This is a genomic window from Streptomyces sp. NPDC102274 (assembly GCF_044766385.1).
Lineage (GTDB): Bacteria > Actinomycetota > Actinomycetes > Streptomycetales > Streptomycetaceae > Streptomyces.
In genome coordinates this window covers 20,874-35,737 of record NZ_JBIWLW010000014.1, presented here as the reverse complement: position 1 = coordinate 35,737, position 14,864 = coordinate 20,874, and the positions used below count along the sequence as shown (strand labels likewise).

General features: G+C 69.5%; 16 protein-coding genes. 8 read left to right on the top strand and 8 right to left on the bottom strand.

Going from position 1 to position 14,864, the window contains the following annotated elements; all coding sequences use genetic code 11:
* Positions 1–105: 105 nt before the first annotated feature.
* The 3 genes from ACIRQP_RS20145 to ACIRQP_RS20135 all read right to left on the bottom strand — a co-directional run bounded on the left by ACIRQP_RS20145 (position 106) and on the right by ACIRQP_RS20135 (position 4,118).
* Positions 106–1,524, bottom strand: a complete 1,419-nt coding sequence (locus tag ACIRQP_RS20145; protein WP_403891715.1) for a diaminobutyrate--2-oxoglutarate transaminase — start codon at positions 1,522–1,524, stop codon at positions 106–108.
* 49 nt (positions 1,525–1,573) lie between these two features.
* Complete coding sequence (locus ACIRQP_RS20140) at positions 1,574–2,887, bottom strand: alanine racemase (protein ID WP_403891712.1); 1,314 nt, start codon at positions 2,885–2,887, stop codon at positions 1,574–1,576.
* Positions 2,888–3,395: 508 nt separating this feature from the next.
* On the bottom strand, positions 3,396–4,118 hold the full coding sequence (locus ACIRQP_RS20135) for a serine hydrolase (protein ID WP_403891710.1): 723 nt from the start codon (positions 4,116–4,118) through the stop codon (positions 3,396–3,398).
* Positions 4,119–4,197: 79 nt separating this feature from the next.
* Between ACIRQP_RS20135 and ACIRQP_RS20130 the strand changes: the two genes are divergently transcribed.
* Positions 4,198–4,356, top strand: a complete 159-nt coding sequence (locus ACIRQP_RS20130; protein WP_403891707.1) for a hypothetical protein — start codon at positions 4,198–4,200, stop codon at positions 4,354–4,356.
* A 122-nt stretch (positions 4,357–4,478) separates the two neighbouring features.
* Here the strand turns inward: ACIRQP_RS20130 and ACIRQP_RS20125 are convergent, their stop codons facing one another.
* The gene (locus ACIRQP_RS20125) at positions 4,479–5,141 is read right to left on the bottom strand and encodes a GNAT family N-acetyltransferase (RefSeq protein WP_403891704.1); all 663 of its coding nucleotides are present in this window, start codon (positions 5,139–5,141) and stop codon (positions 4,479–4,481) included.
* A 148-nt stretch (positions 5,142–5,289) separates the two neighbouring features.
* Here ACIRQP_RS20125 and ACIRQP_RS20120 point away from each other — a divergent pair, with 148 nt between their 5' ends.
* Positions 5,290–5,589: a hypothetical protein gene (locus tag ACIRQP_RS20120; protein WP_403891701.1), complete on the top strand. Its 300-nt coding sequence runs from the start codon at positions 5,290–5,292 to the stop codon at positions 5,587–5,589.
* On the opposite strand, the gene ACIRQP_RS20115 is transcribed toward ACIRQP_RS20120, so the two are convergent.
* Positions 5,546–6,238 (bottom strand): DUF6126 family protein, encoded by a 693-nt coding sequence (locus tag ACIRQP_RS20115; RefSeq protein WP_403891698.1) that lies wholly within the window; start codon positions 6,236–6,238, stop codon positions 5,546–5,548. The genes ACIRQP_RS20120 and ACIRQP_RS20115 overlap by 44 nt on opposite strands.
* 499 nt (positions 6,239–6,737) lie before the next feature.
* On the bottom strand, positions 6,738–6,971 hold the full coding sequence (locus ACIRQP_RS20110) for a hypothetical protein (RefSeq protein ID WP_403891695.1): 234 nt from the start codon (positions 6,969–6,971) through the stop codon (positions 6,738–6,740).
* Positions 6,972–7,092: 121 nt separating this feature from the next.
* Between ACIRQP_RS20110 and ACIRQP_RS20105 the strand changes: the two genes are divergently transcribed.
* Both ACIRQP_RS20105 and ACIRQP_RS20100 read left to right on the top strand, forming a co-directional pair.
* Positions 7,093–7,923 carry a helix-turn-helix domain-containing protein gene (locus ACIRQP_RS20105; RefSeq protein ID WP_403891692.1) on the top strand — a complete coding sequence of 277 codons (831 nt, stop codon included), beginning with the start codon at positions 7,093–7,095 and terminating at the stop codon, positions 7,921–7,923.
* Positions 7,920–8,132, top strand: coding sequence for a DUF397 domain-containing protein (locus tag ACIRQP_RS20100; protein WP_403891689.1), 213 nt, complete (start codon positions 7,920–7,922; stop codon positions 8,130–8,132). Before ACIRQP_RS20105 ends, ACIRQP_RS20100 begins: the two co-directional genes overlap by 4 nt.
* A gap of 245 nt (positions 8,133–8,377) precedes the next feature.
* Here the strand turns inward: ACIRQP_RS20100 and ACIRQP_RS20095 are convergent, their stop codons facing one another.
* Entirely contained in the window at positions 8,378–9,247 is an 870-nt protein-coding gene (locus ACIRQP_RS20095; protein ID WP_403892117.1) for a protein-L-isoaspartate O-methyltransferase, read from the bottom strand.
* 300 nt (positions 9,248–9,547) lie between these two features.
* Here ACIRQP_RS20095 and ACIRQP_RS20090 point away from each other — a divergent pair, with 300 nt between their 5' ends.
* From ACIRQP_RS20090 to ACIRQP_RS20075, 4 genes are all read left to right on the top strand, one after another.
* The gene (locus tag ACIRQP_RS20090) at positions 9,548–10,630 is read left to right on the top strand and encodes an LLM class flavin-dependent oxidoreductase (RefSeq protein ID WP_403891686.1); all 1,083 of its coding nucleotides are present in this window, start codon (positions 9,548–9,550) and stop codon (positions 10,628–10,630) included.
* 2 nt (positions 10,631–10,632) lie between these two features.
* Entirely contained in the window at positions 10,633–11,370 is a 738-nt protein-coding gene (locus ACIRQP_RS20085; RefSeq protein WP_403891683.1) for an FMN reductase, read from the top strand.
* A gap of 58 nt (positions 11,371–11,428) precedes the next feature.
* On the top strand, positions 11,429–11,869 hold the full coding sequence (locus ACIRQP_RS20080) for a universal stress protein (RefSeq protein WP_403891681.1): 441 nt from the start codon (positions 11,429–11,431) through the stop codon (positions 11,867–11,869).
* Positions 11,870–12,141: 272 nt separating this feature from the next.
* Entirely contained in the window at positions 12,142–14,058 is a 1,917-nt protein-coding gene (locus ACIRQP_RS20075; RefSeq protein ID WP_403892114.1) for an ABC transporter ATP-binding protein, read from the top strand.
* On the opposite strand, the gene ACIRQP_RS20070 is transcribed toward ACIRQP_RS20075, so the two are convergent.
* Positions 14,055–14,738, bottom strand: coding sequence for a TetR/AcrR family transcriptional regulator (locus tag ACIRQP_RS20070; RefSeq protein WP_403891678.1), 684 nt, complete (start codon positions 14,736–14,738; stop codon positions 14,055–14,057). The genes ACIRQP_RS20075 and ACIRQP_RS20070 overlap by 4 nt on opposite strands.
* Between the last annotated feature and the right edge of the window lie 126 nt (positions 14,739–14,864).

The window sequence follows — 14,864 nt, the reverse complement described above, 5'->3', positions numbered from 1 at the left end:
TCCCGGCAGCCGTCCCCGCAGCCGTCCCCGCAGCCGTCCCCGTCCCCGTCCCCGCGGCCGTCCCCGTCCCTGTAGCCGTCCCCGCCTCTGTCATCGTTTCCGTTCTCATGAGCGCTGTCCGCGCTGCTGCCCCGACACCTCGGCGATCGCGTCCGCCAGCCGCTCCAGGACGGCTTCCGTCTGCTCGTCCGTGATGACGAGCGGAGGGAGAAGCCGGACGGTGGAGCCGTAGCGCCCGCCCAGTTCCACGATCAGTCCGCGCTCCAGGCAGGCCGCGCGCACCCGCTCCGCCATCTCCGGGGCGACCGGATGGGCGCCGCACGAGTCCAAGTCCCCCTCGGGGGCAACGATCTCGACCCCGATCATCAGACCGCGGCCCCGGACGTCACCGATCACCGGCAGTTCGGAGCGCAGCCCCTCCAGCCGCGCGGTCATCCGGGCACCGACGACCGCCGCGCGCTCGGTCAGCCCCTCGGCGGCCACGTACCGCAGTGTCGCCGCACCCGTGGCCATGGCCAGGGTGTTGCCGCGGAACGTCCCGGTGTGCGCGCCGGGCAGCCAGCCGTCGTAGTCCTGGTCGTACACGATCACGGCCAGCGGCAGACTCCCGCCGATCGCCTTCGACATGACCATCGCGTCCGGGACGATCCCGCTGTGCTCGACCGCCCAGAACGCGCCCGTGCGCCCGACCCCCGTCTGCACCTCGTCCACGATCAGCGGGATCCGCCGCTCGCTGGTGATCCGCCGCATCTCGCGCAGCCAGCCGTCCGGCGCCGGTACCGCGCCGCCCTCGCCCTGCACCGCTTCGACGATCATCGCCGCGGGCGGTACGACACCGCCGGACGGATCGTCCAGCAGCCGTTCCGTAAACGTGGCGGCCAGCTCGGCGCCGCGCTCGCCGCCGACCCCGAACGGGCAGCGGTACGGGTACGGATACGGCAGCCGGGTCACCTCGGCCGCGCCGCCCGCGACCCGCTCCTTGATCGCGACACTGCCGGTCGCCGAGAGCGCGCCCGCGGTCATGCCGTGGTACGCGCCGGTGAACGCGAGCACCCCGCGCCGGCCGGTCGCGGTCTGCATCAGCTTCAGCGCCGCCTCGACGGCGTCCGTACCGGCGGGCCCGCAGAAGTGGATCCTGGCGCGATCCGCGAAGGCTTTCGGCAGGGTGGCGAAGAGCGCGTCGGTGAAGTCGTCCTTCTCCGGGGTCGCCAGGTCGAGGACATGCAGCGGCGCCCCGCTCTCCACCGTGCGCTGGATGGCCTCCAGCACGACGGGGTGGTTGTGGCCGAGCGCGAGGGTCCCCGCGCCGGACAGGCAGTCGAGATAACGGCGGCCGTCCGTCCCCTCGATCGTCATGCCCTTGGCGCGGGCCGGGACGATCGGGAACGAACGGGCGTAAGTGCGGGCCGAGGACTCCCTGGCGCGCTGACGCCGCAGGATGCCTTCGGCGGTGGCGCCCGGGATGGGGTCGGCGGCGGGGGCGGGCCGCCCGCTCGCGGGCAGGGTGATGGGGGGCACGGTCATGACACGGCTCCGGAGGAAGAGAAAGAAAGAGAAGACAGAAACGGAGTGCTCAGAGCAGATGGCGCTCGGCGACGGGGTGGCCGAGGAAGGAGTGCATGGCGAACTCCCATCCGTAGGAGCCCGCGTAAGGGAAAACGAGCAGGTCGCCCGCGCGTACCCGGTCGATCAGGACATCGCGCAGAAGTGTGTCCTCGGGGGTGCACAGTTCACCGACGACGGTGACGCGGGTGTTCTCCGCCGTGGGGCGCGGACACGCCTCGTCCCACTTCTCGACGGGAAGCACCGCCACGTTGTGCACGATGTCCCAGGAGGTCGGCAGCTGGAAGTGGTTGATGCCACCGCGCAGGACGGCGAACGACTCGCCGTACGACGTCTTCACATCGGTCACCTCGGCGGCGTACCAGCCGCAGTCGGCGACCACGAACCGGCCGGGTTCGAGGATGACCTTCACCCCGGCGGGGGGCTCGATCCCGGCGGCCAGTTCGCCGAACCGGCCCACGTCGAAAGGCTCTTCGCCCTCGAAGGCGACCCCGATGCCGCCGCCGATGTCCACATGGCGCAGCTCGATCCCGGTCTCCCGCGCGGTCCGTACGCTCCACTCCACGCACCAGCGCAGATACGCGGCATGGGTGGCGGCGTCGAGGTTGCCGGAGGCGGCGTGGATATGGAAGCCGACGAGATCGAGCCCCGGCAGCTTCCGTGCCTGACGCAGCACTTCGGGTACGTCGGGCTCGGCGACCCCGAACTGGGAGGCGGCGCCGCCCATGAGCAGCGCGCCGGTGATCGGGATCTCGGCCGGGTTCACGCGCAGCGCGACACGGGCGGTGACGCCCTCGGCGACGGCTATCCGGCTGACGCGGTGGAGTTCGAGGAGGCTCTCGGCGTTGATCGCCTCGACTCCCGCGCGCACCAGCGCGGTGAGGACGGGGACGGACTTGGCGGGCCCGGCGGCGACGACCGGGACGGGAGCGGAGGGACGGCGGGGGCTGGGCCGCTCCGCGGACTGTCCCGCGAGTTGTCCCGCGGACTGTCCGGCGAGTGGTCCGGCGAGTTGTCCCGCGTGGAGGGCGAGTTCGAGTTCCGCGACGGACGCGACCTCGAAGCCGTCGACATACGGGGCGAGCGCCTCGACGACCCCGGGGAACGAGTTCGCCTTGACCGCGTAGTACACCGCCGCCCACTCCGGCAGGGCCGCGCGCAGTTCGCGGGCCCGTCCGGCGGCGATGTCGCCGTCGTACAGATACGCCGACAGCGGCCGGCCGGCGTCGGCCAGCTCAAGCAGTCGGCGCCGGACCGGGGCGGGGAGCACGTCGACGGGGTAGGCGGATCGCGGCGCGGCGGAGGGCGGGAACTGGACGGACACGGCTGGCTCTACCTCGGCATGGGGGTGGGGGATGGGGAGTGGGGAGTGGAGGCGGAACGGTCGGGGCACAGGCCAATCAGCTTGCGGCGCACGGGAATACGGCGGCTCGGGATCGCGGCGGCTCCGGAATACGGGGCTCCGGAATGCCGCGTACGCCGTCAGGTGGCGCCGAGCGGGCGCACGATCATCACGTGCGGGCGCCGGCCGGGATCCGTGGGTGTGACGGCTGTGGGCGTGGCAGCTGTGGGTGTGACGGCTGTGGGCGTGGCGGTGTTCGCTGACGTGTTCGCTGACGGCATGGTCCCCCCAGATCGGGCCGAACTGTCGAGCACCACGACAGATTCAGCCAAAGACTTAGGTGAGCCTAACCTAATGGTTTCCTGTGGGTGTGCAAGGGGGCGTCACAGGCCCCTGCGAGCCGTGGCCTGTGACGCCCCCTGCGAGCCGCGTCCTTGTCGCCCCCTGCGAGCCGTGAAAAACGGCCCCGAACCGTGTGTCGCCGTACGACCTACGCGGAGTCCCCGGAAGCCGATACCCCCACTGCTGTCTTCGCCGCCTTCTCCACCAGCGAGATCCCGGCCTCCTTGCTGACGCTGCCGCTCGACAGCACGGCCACCAGATAGCCGTGCCCGTCCGCCACGATCAGACCGATGCTGTTGATGTCCCACAGCCCGGTCGCGCTCCGCGCCAGCCACCCGTTCTTCAGCCCTGTCACCGCCCCGGCGGCCGACACCCCCCAGTCCTGGCCCGCCGCTATCCCGCCCATCAGACCCTGGATGTACGTCCGCGAGCCCGCGCCCAGCGGGGAATCAGAGTCGTCGCCGAACACGGCGGAGAGGAGAGCGAGTTGGTCCGCCGCCGTCGACTGCGTAAGCCCCCACAGGGGCCCGCTGCCGCCGGTCGTCGAGGTCAGACCGAGCCGCTCGTTCGCCGCGTTCAGACCGTCCGCGCCGCCTATCGCCTGCCACAGGGCGTCGGCCGAGGCGTTGTCGCTCACGTGGATCATCGAGGTGGCGTAGTTCTTCTCCTGCGTGGTGAGCACCCGGCCCTGGTCCTGCGCCTTCAGCAGCAGGGCCGCCAATATGTCGACCTTCACGATGCTGGCCGTGTCGAACGTCTTCCCGGTCTGTACGCCGTAGTCCGCCTCGTCCCCGCCCTTCACGTCGAGCACCGCCACGGAGAGGGAAGCCGTCGTGGTCTTCAGGATCGGCGCGAGCTGCTCGGAGAGCACCTGATCAGGGTCGACGGAGGGCGAAGGGGAGACAGGGGGAGACGAAGAGGCGGAGGGAGCGGGAGAGGGAACAGCCGGGGTGACCGGTGTCGCCGACGACCCCGGACCACCCGACCGCGATGTCGCGTCGGAGTCGCCGCTGGACAGCGGAGGGAAGTCCATGGCCACCCAGACGGCCAGGAGCACGACGACGGCCGCGGCCGCGAGTACGGGAAACGCGGCCCGACGCCGGATGTAAGCGCGAGCTGCGGAACCGCGGGTTTCGCGGACGGATCGGTGACGGGACATGGCGTGAGGGTAGAAAGCCCAGCTGTGTCCACAAAGTGTCCGGAGTTACAGCTTCATGACAATTTGGCTCGGTCACGACGTGAGTGGGCGGCTCCAGATGTCCGTCGTCGTGCCGGAACCGACGGCGGCCACGGCCGGTACGGCAGGTATGGCGGTGAACGGTACGGCCGAGGACGCCCCGTTCACGCCCTCGTTTACGCCCCCGTCCGCGCCCCCGTCCGACGAGGCGACCGGCGCCGCGACCGCGCCGAGCTTCGTCCAGCCCCAGGACCGGAGCGCCCCCACGGCGGCCTCGTTCGCCGGGTCGACCCGCGCGGCCACCAGCGCCGCGTCCGTCCGGATCAGCAACTGTTCGACCAGCCGCGTGGCCACCCCGCCCCGCCGGTGCGCCGGCACGACCATCAGCCCGGCGAGCGCGAAGACCTGTCCGGAGACGGTCAGTTCCTCGATGTCCCAGTCCCACGGCACCTCGCCGCTCAGCGCGCGCCACCACTCCCCGGCACGGTCGAGGACGAACCCGTACGCGTACGCCGCCGGCTTGTTCCCCCCACTGGCCACCACCATGTCGAACCCGGGCCGCTGCACATCCTCGGCGAACGTCTCCAGAAACTCCTGGCGGTCGCGGGACTCCTCGCCGGGCACACGGCGGTGTGCCTCGACATACACATCGGCGACGGCTTCCCGCTGCTGTTCGGCCTGCCACCGGCTCAGGCGCCGAATGAACACCTCTGCCACACGCACTCCCCCCGGCCGGTATGTCGGTGTCCATCGTCGCAGGGGGAGGACCACCACGGGAATACCGAGCCCGAGGTTCCGGCCATCTTCCGGAGTACGCTGGAAAAGTCGCGAATCCCCCTCATGCCGGGAGGAGGCGAGGGCAAAGATGAGCAACTGGATCAGCGTCGTGGTGATCCTGGGCCTGATCGTCGTGGGCGTCATGGTGATCAACCTGATCAACGGGCAGCACAGGAATCGCATCGCCACCTACAGCTTCGGCCGCTCCCTCTGGCAGCCCCCGAAGGCGCCCCGGAACCACTCCGCCGGACCCACGGCGTCCGCTGTCGCCGACACGGACGTGGAAACGGGTCAGGGCGGGGTCAGGACGGTCGGCGGCCACGGCCTTCACCGGCTGAGCGGGCTCATTTCGGCGCGTGTTCGCCGACGTAGAAAAGCAGCCAGATGAACCCGGCCAGGGCGTGCGTCGCGAAGACGTAGATGAAGACGCGCAGGGCCACCCCGCGCTCCTTCCACCGCTCCAGATCACGGCCGCTGTCTTCTTCGCTCACCGCCGGCCTCCCCTCTCCAGCCCAGAGTACGGGGGAGGGCCGACACCGGCGCGGCGACGTACGCGGAGCGGTGCTGGTACCCGTACTCGCACTCGAAGCCGGGGCCGTGCCCGTACCCGGGGCCGTGCCCGTACCCGTATGCGCATCCTGCGTCGGCCTCGGACGGGGCTGCGGAGCGATGGCCTGCGGGATGTCGTACGCGACGGTCCTGGTGACCCACCGCCCGCCCGGAGTGCGTTCCCTCGTACGGCTGAGATAGCCGAACGCCTCCAACTCCCGTAACGCGGAGGCGATCGCGACCTCCCCCTCGGTGAACTTCGCCGCGAGGTACTTGATACCGACCCGGGCCCCGTCGGGAAGCGACTGGATGTGCACGCCGAGCCCGATCGCGGTCAGCGAGAGCTTGCCGTGCTGGGAGAGATGATTTCCGACCACCGTGAACCGCTCGGAGTGCCGGTGCCGTACGTGAGCGAGACCGGAAGGGTTAACAGTCGCCGGAACGGCGGACTGTGCGCGGGTGGTCGCGTTAAGCTTCTGAAGAGCCATCGGGAAGGTTAGTTCCTAGGTGGTTAGGCCCTCGATCGGGATTGCAGTCCCGGCCGGGGGCCGTTGCTTTATGGGGTTTTATGGGGTTACGTCGCTGAGCGTAACCGCACCCATGCACCTCTCATGACCAGATGTAGTGGTCTTCACCCGTCTGAGTGACGTGGGATGGGTTTGGTTGGGAAGGGTCCTTCCCTGGTGATTTGAAAGAAATGACGTCGGGCCCCACCGGGTCTTGGTGTACCGGGTCGTGGATTCCCGCGATCCGGTGCGACCAGGCCTTTTTGTCGCAGCCGGTGCAGCTCGGCGAGAGCCCGCACCTGCTGCCGCTCGTACTCCGTTCCCTGGCGCACGGAAACCCAACGGCTGCTCCAGGTAAGGCCGGTGGGGCGCGAAAGAATGACAAGCGGACCGGCAAAGCCGTCAATCACCCCGACCATTTCGTAAGTGCGGTCGTAGACGACCATGCCCATACGCAGCCCTCCCGGGGCCGACCGAGGTCTCACCGCTCGGGGGACTGCTCGGAGTCCGGGCACAACGAGTGCCCGCACTCGCACTTGGGCCAGCGAAGCGCCGCCCCGGGGACGAGATCCGCGCCGTCAGCTCCGGTTGCCTCGGGAGCGCCGGGGGAGGGCTTCCGGACGACGAGGAGGCCGTCCGAACCGAAATCCTCCATCAGCCGGGACAGGAACAGTCGCGCCTTGCTGTGAGTGGTGTCGGGGGTCTGCTCGCACATATGGGGGATGCACCTTCCGTGGCCGTCATGTCACCGTCTGTGCCTCAAGAATCGGTATTCATGCGTAGGATCAGAAGCCGTTTACGTCCCAACCGACCCTCGGGGAAAAGGGGTTGAAGGCATGGCGCCGCGACCGCGTGAACTGAAGCCCGATCGATCGGCTCGCGATCTGTTCGGATCGGAAATGCGCCGGTACCGCGAAGAAGCCGGAATGAGCCTCGAAAGCCTGGGAGACGTCCTCAGGTACGCGAAGAGTTCGCTGGCGCGGTACGAAACGGCGGAGTCCATGATCCCGCCGGACCTGCCGGAACGACTCGACGCGGCGTTCGGCGCGGGGGGCCTGTTCGGAAAGCTGTACGGGCTCGCCCGCAAGGAGCTCCATCCGGATCAGTTCCGTCGAGTAATGGAACTTGAGCTACGGGCGCGACTCATCCAGGAGTACACGGGGCAGATCGTGCCGGGTCTGGTGCAGACCGAGCCCTACGCCCGTGCACTGTTCGAGCTTCACAACCCGAGGGCCACCCCGGACGAGATCCAGGAACTCGTGACGGCTCGCATGAGTCGACAGGCCCTGCTGCGCGCCGACCCCGCGCCCGACTTCTTCGCCATCCTCGATGAGGCGGTGCTTCGACGCTCCTACGGAGGCCCAGCCATCATGCGAGCACAACTGGAGCAGCTGCTCGATCTGACGCTCACCCCGACCAGCGTGGTGCAGATTCTCCCATTCGCACACGGGGGACATGCTTTGGCTGGAGGTTCGTTGAAGTTGATGACTCTCGACGACGGCACGCAGGTTGCCTACGAGGAGAGCACCACCACCGGGACCCTGATCGAGGAAAAGAACCTCGTCACGGCGCGTCAGCGGGCCTACGATCTGATGAGGGCGTGTGCCCTGTCGCCAAAGGAAACGGCGTCCATGATCAGGTCCGCTATGGAGGCGCTGACGCCATGAGCACCACCCCGAACCTCTCCCGCGCCGAGTGGGTCAAGTCCTCATTCAGCGGCAACGGAGGCAACAACTGCGTGGAGTGGGCGCCCGCATACGTCGCCGACTCCGGCGTCGTCCCCGTCCGTGACAGCAAGGACCCCGAGGGTCCGGTGCTTACGCTCACGCCCACCGCGTGGACCGACTTCGTCGCCCTCGCGGTCAGCCAGGCGTAGGAGCGCCTTCGCTAAATTCGCGCTGATTGAGGGGCTGTTGGCCGGATCGGCCAGCGTGGACCGGTCTCCTTGTCACCACTCCAGACGTATTGCTGGTCGGGCGTGCGCGTCATACCGAAGTCGTACAGACCTGGCGCGCCGGCGCTCTGCCACCTCTGCCACGCCTGGTCGATCTCATCAGCCAGGCGACGGGGTCCACCCTGGTACGCCACAGCGTGCTCGTCCGGCGTCGCGACCAGCGTGGCTCAGGAGGAACGGCCGTCATGCAGCCAGGCGGTCACGCCCTCACCGGCCTCCGTGGTGATACGTACGTCGGGCAGCATGACGCGCAGGGCGAAGAGCAGGCCGGAGTCGGCACGCAGCGGCAGCAGGCTCCGGGGGAACCGCCCTTCGGTCTCGGGCGGGCCATCGCCGCGAACCTCATGCCAGGTCAAGCCCTGGCCGATGCCACGACTTGGCATAAACATGGCCAAGCCCTGCACCCAGCCGGTGGCCGAGCGACCGTCGGCGGCCACAGTGAGTGCGACATGGCCCAGCCTTCCCCAGGGGGTGACGATGCGGCCGCCCGGCCGCATCTGCTCCACCCATGCCCAGGGCACCACGTCGACCGCGTACGTCGCCATGAGCCGGTCGTACGGAGCGCCCTCCGGACAGCCGTATATGCCGTCACCGACCTTCACGACGCCCCCCGCACCCACCGCGTCGAGACGCTCGCGCGCCACAGCCGCGAGGCGGGCGTCGACCTCCACGCTGGTCACGAGGCCGGACCCGGCCCGCGCGGCGAGCAGCGCGGCATTCCAGCCCGCCCCCGTACCCAGCTCCAGCACACGATGCCCGGGGTCCACCATCAGTGAGTCGAGCATGTCGACCACGATCGCCTGACAGGACAGGCTGGAGGACGGCACCCCGTCTCTGACCTGCGCAATGGTGGCCCCGTCGGGCCCCTGATAGACGAGCTCCGCCCAGCGCCCCGGGTCGGTATCGCGATCCGTCGGGACATAGTCGGCGCCGTCCCAGGACCACACCCGGTCCGGAGCGAAGCAATGCCTCGGCAGCCCCCGGACCGCTTCGCGGACCCACGGAGAATCCGCAGGCCAATCACCCCGAGTGTCCATGGCGCGCGCGAGACGCCGGCGGAGTTCGGCTCCCACAACTACCGCCTCTCTCGGCGAACCAGAACAGGGCTATGCCCTGCTTCTTCCCGACAGCAGGACGCTCACGACAGTGCGCTGCCCACTCAGAGATACAGATAAGCACTCACGGTGACGACCGATAGGGGTGCTGTCGGATACTCGCCACTGATCGCCGGTCGGGAGCGAGTCGGAGGCGGGGCGGAATAGAGGTCGGGGGTGTGCCGTTGTAGGCTTCAGTTGAAGCTTCAACTAATACCTTCGAGAGAGCGAGAGGTGAGCGCGATGCAGTTCGGGATCTTCACTGTCGGCGATGTCACGCCCGATCCGACCACCGGACGTACGCCGACCGAGCACGAGCGGATCAAGGCGATGGTCGCCATCGCGCAGAAGGCCGAGGAGGTCGGACTGGATGTCTTCGCCACCGGCGAGCACCACAACCCGCCCTTCGTCCCCTCGTCGCCCACCACGATGCTCGGCTACATCGCGGCCACCACCGAGCGGCTCATCCTGTCGACGTCCACCACGCTGATCACCACCAACGACCCGGTGAAGATCGCGGAGGACTTCGCGATGCTCCAGCACCTGGCCGACGGGCGCGTCGATCTGATGATGGGGCGCGGCAACACCGGGCCGGTCTATCCGTGGTTCGGTGAGGACATCCGCCAGGGCATCCCGCTCGCCATCGAGAAGTACGCCCTGCTCCACAAGTTGTGGCGCGAGGACGTCGTCGACTGGGAAGGCAAGTTCCGTACGCCGCTCCAGGGCTTCACCTCGACGCCCCGGCCGCTGGACGGAACCCCGCCGTTCGTCTGGCACGGCTCGATCCGCTCCCCCGAGATCGCCGAGCAGGCCGCCTACTACGGAGACGGCTTCTTCGCCAACAACATCTTCTGGCCCAAGGAGCACTTCCAGAAGCTGATCCGTCTCTACCGGAAGCGGTACGCGCACTACGGGCACGGCACACCCGAGCAGGCCATCGTCGGTCTGGGCGGCCAGGCGTTCATCCGGAAGAACTCGCAGGACGCGGTACGGGAATTCCGTCCGTACTTCGACAACGCGCCGGTCTACGGACACGGGCCCTCCCTGGAGGACTTCACCGAGCAGACGCCGCTGGTCGTGGGCAGCCCGCAGGAGGTCATCGAGAAGACGCTGTCCTTCCGTGACTCCTTCGGCGACTACCAGCGCCAGCTGTTCCTGCTGGACCACGCGGGGCTGCCGCTGAAGACCGTGCTCGAACAGCTGGACCTGCTGGGCGAGGAGGTCGTGCCCGTACTGCGCAAGGAGTTCGCGGCCCTGCGGCCGGCCGGAGTCCCGGACGGTCCTGTCCACCCGGCCACCGTCACGTCGGTGAAGGAGGAGGTCTGACGATGGAGCGTACGAGCACCGCGACGCATGGGAGCACCGCGACGCGTACGAGCGGTACCGGTCCGTTGCGGCTCGTCGCCGTATCGGCAGGGCTGAGCAAGCCGTCCTCGACCAGACTGCTGGCCGACCGGCTGGCGGAGGCGACCAGCCGTGAACTGGCCGCCGAGGACCGGAAGGCCGAGATCGAGATCGTCGAACTGCGTGATCTGGCCGTCGAGATCGCGAACCACCTGGTCACCGGCTTCCCGGCGCCCGCGCTGAGCGCGGCGCTGGAGGCGGTGACCGGCGCGGACGGGCTCATTGTCGTGAGCCCGGTCTTCGCCGGCTCGTACAGCGGCCTGTTCAAGTCGTTCTTCGACCTGATCGAGCCGGACGCGCTCACTGGAACGCCCGTACTGCTCGCCGCGACCGGCGGTACCGCGCGCCACTCGCTCGTGGTGGAGCACGCGATGCGCCCGCTCTTCTCGTATCTGCACGCGCTCACCCTGCCGACGGCCGTCTTCGCGGCGACCGACGACTGGGGCGCCGGCGCCGACGCGTACGCGGGCGGACTGCCGGCCCGGATCAACCGAGCCGGTGGCGAGTTCGCCCGGCTGCTGCGGGGGCTGACACCCGCGACGAACGGAGAGGCCGGCGAGAGCGACGGCCTGGGCGGCCTGGGGGATCCGGGCAACCCGGGCGAGGTGGACGAGGCGGACGAAGTGGTTCCCTTCGAGCGCCTCCTCGCGAACCTTAAGTAGGTTTGCCCCACGGGGAAGACAGCACAACCACGAATAATCAATCAGCAGGAGGAATGTCATGAGCGGCACCATCGTGGTCGGCGTCGACGGCTCGGAGCCCTCACTGAAGGCGCTGCGCTGGGCCGTACGGCAGGCGAAGCTGACCGGTGACGAGGTGGGCGCGGTGATCGGCTGGGAGTACCCGGCCACCGGCTGGGCGGGCATGCTGCCCGGAATGCCGCCGGAGTTCGAACCGGAGCAGCTGGCCTGGCAGATCCTGGACGAGGCGCTGGACAAGACGCTGGAGGCGGATGTCGCGGCCGTGGTCGAACGCCGCGTCGTCAACGGCCCCGCCGCGCAGGTCCTGCTGGACAGCGCCGAGGGCGCCTCCCTCCTGGTCGTCGGCGACCGTGGGTACAGCGGCTTCAAGGCGGCCCTGCTCGGCTCGGTCAGCCTGCATGTCACGCAGCACGCGAAGTGCCCGGTGGTCGTGGTGCGGGGCCAGATCGCCGAGGACTGACACCGCCCGGCCGCGGCCTCGGCCGGGGCGGGCCGACGACACCACCGTCCCGTCAGGGTGGGTCCGGCGCGCAGGCCCCGGATGTGCGCCGGGTGTGCCCCGTTCACGCCGAGCTCGCTGCCGTGAGCGCCCTTCGGCCTGGGCATCGAACAGCCATGGCATTGCTACGGAAACCCCGCACTACCCGTGAGACCACCAGCAAGTCGGAGGGCACGGCGGGCACGGAAAGCACGGCGGGCACGGACCGCGTGGAGTCGTCCGAGTCCGAGGAGATGCTGTTCGGCGGGCCGCTGCGGTACGACATGGGCTGGAACAAACATGACGACGCCTTCCTCCAGCTCAGCTTACGGTCCATGGTTACGCGGCTGCCACGGCTGGTCGCCACGACGGCCCGCCTGGCGTGGGAGGCCGACAGGACCGCCCTGCGCCTGGTGACCTGCGCGGAGATCGGCCGGGGGGTCAGCCAGGCGGTCGGGCTGATCGCCGTGAACCGCGTCCTCGGACATCTCCTGGGCGACGGCACCACCGCCGAGCGGCTCACCCACGCCGGCCCGGCGCTCGCCGTCGCCGGTGGGACCGCGGTGGCCGGCGCGGTGCTGCGGGCCCTGTCGACGGCCGGTACGGGGCAGCTGGAGCCGAAGGTCGAACGGGTCGCCACCGAGCGGTACTTGTCACATACCGCCAACGTCGAGCTGGAAGCGGTCGAGGACGACGAGTTCCACAAGCTGCTCGACAGCGCCCAGTACGGCGCCAGTTCGGCCCGGCGGATGGTGCAGTACTGCCAGAACGTCCTCAACGCCCTGATGTCGCTCATCGCCGCGGCCGGCGTCCTCGCCGTACTGCACCCCGTGCTGCTGCCGCTGCTCATCGCGATGACGCTGCCCAACGCCTGGGCGGCCCTGTCGATGGCGCGGCGCCGCTACATCTCGTTCCAGGTGTGGGTGCAGCACTCACGGGCGGGGAGCCTGATCAGCCGTCTGCTGATCTCCACCGAGGCGGCGCCGGAGATACGGGTCCACAACGTCGGACCGTTCCTGCTGCACCACTTCCGCGAGATGTCGCGGTCACAGGAGGCGGAACAGCGCAGGCTCGCCCGGCTCGCGGCCCGTACGGGGCTGATCGCCGCCGGATGGACCGGGCTGGCGGCGGGCGCCGCGTACGCCACGCTCGGCGGGCTGCTGTGGACCGGCGCGGTGGCGCTCTCCGTCGGCGGCACCGCCGTACTCGCCATCCGTACCGGCTCCTCCAGCCTGGAGAATCTGGTGCTCCAGGTGAACCACTTGCATGAGGAGAGCCTGTTCGTCGGGGATCTGCACCGGCTGTGCGAGGAGGCCGTCGAGCGCGGGATTCCGGTCGGCGGGCTTCCGCTCCCCGAAAAGCCGGAGAAGATCACCTTCGAGGACGTCGTCTTCACCTACCAGGGCAAGGACAACAAGCGCGCTCTCGACGGCGCCAGTCTGACCATCCCCGCCGGCCGGATCGTCGCGTTGGTGGGGGAGAACGGCAGCGGCAAGTCCACGCTGGTCAAGCTGTTGTGCGGGCTCTACCAGCCGGACTCCGGCCGCATCCTGTGGGACGGGGTCGACGCGGCGGAGGCGGACCGGCAGGAACTGGTCTCGCGGGTCGCGGTGGTGGGCCAGGACTTCTACCGGTGGCCCTTCACCGCCACGGTGAACGTCAGCATCGGACGGCCCGACGCGCCGGTCAGCCGGGAGCGGCTGGACGAGGCCGTACGGTACGCGGGCGCCGAGGAGCTGATTGCCGAGTTGCCGCGCGGCTGGAAGACGCTGCTGGCCCGGGGGTACAAGGGCGGGCACCAACTGTCCGGCGGGCAGTGGCAACGGATCGGTCTCGGCCGCGCGCACTACCGCGCCGGTCAGATCCTCATTGTCGACGAGCCGACCTCGGCGCTCGACGCCAAGGCGGAGCAGCAGCTCTTCGAGCAGATCCGCAGCCTGGCGGACTCCGGCCAGACGGTCATCCTGATCACGCACCGGCTCGGCTCGGTCCGGGCGGCGGATCTGATCCATGTCCTGGACCGGGGACGGGTCGTGGAGAGCGGCACCTTCGCGGAACTGCTGTCGGACGAGGTCGACGGCCCGAAGGTGTTCCGCGGCCTGTACGAGATCCAGGCGGCGCAGTACGCGACCGACAGTCCGGTTTCGTCCGTCCCGTCCGCCACGCCCTAGCGGGCGCGGTGCGGGCCCAGTTCGTGCAGGACGCCGCCGAGTTGGTCGAGGGTGAGGGGTGGTGCGGGAAGCGGTACGGCGGGTACGGCGGGTTCCGCGCGCAGGCCGTCGAGGAGAAGGGCGAGATAGCGGCGCCAGGCGTCGGGGGCCGTAGTGGTCAGGGCGGGTACGGCGCGGCCCAGCGCGGCCAGACTGAAGAGCAGGTCCTCGGTGGTGATGTCGCGGCGCATCGTCCCCTGCCGCTGGGCGCGCGCGAGAAGGAGACCGACGGTCTCCCTGTTCTCGGCATGGAGGGCTTCGAGTGAGGGCACGCCCCGTACGCCGGTGGTCATCAGGTCGTTGGCCCCGCGGTCGGCGGCCAGTCCCGCGAAGATCGACGAGAGATACGTCGTGAGCCCGGCCCACGCGTCGTCACTCAGCCGCGCCTCCTCACCGGCGCGCTGCGTCTCACCGAGGGACTCGTGGAAGACGGCCTCGATGAGCGCGGCCCGGTCGGGGAAGTGCCGGTAGAGAGTGGCGTTGCCGACGCCTGCGCGACGTGCGATCTCATCCAGCGACGCGTCGAGCCCCTGCTCGGCGAAGACGTCCCGGGCGGAGGCGATCAGCGACTCCCGATTGCGCTGGGCGTCGCGCCGCAGCGGCGCCGGTTTCGCCGCCGGTTTCCGCTCGCTGTCTCCCATGACCACCCTTCCAAGGAAAGCGTGGAGAGCTCCCCGATTCAGATGTTACCGTGGAACCAGTAAGCGGGGAGTGCTCCCCGGTTCGCCCTGGGGGCCCCGGGGAAGCTCCCTTGTTCCGAGGCCCGT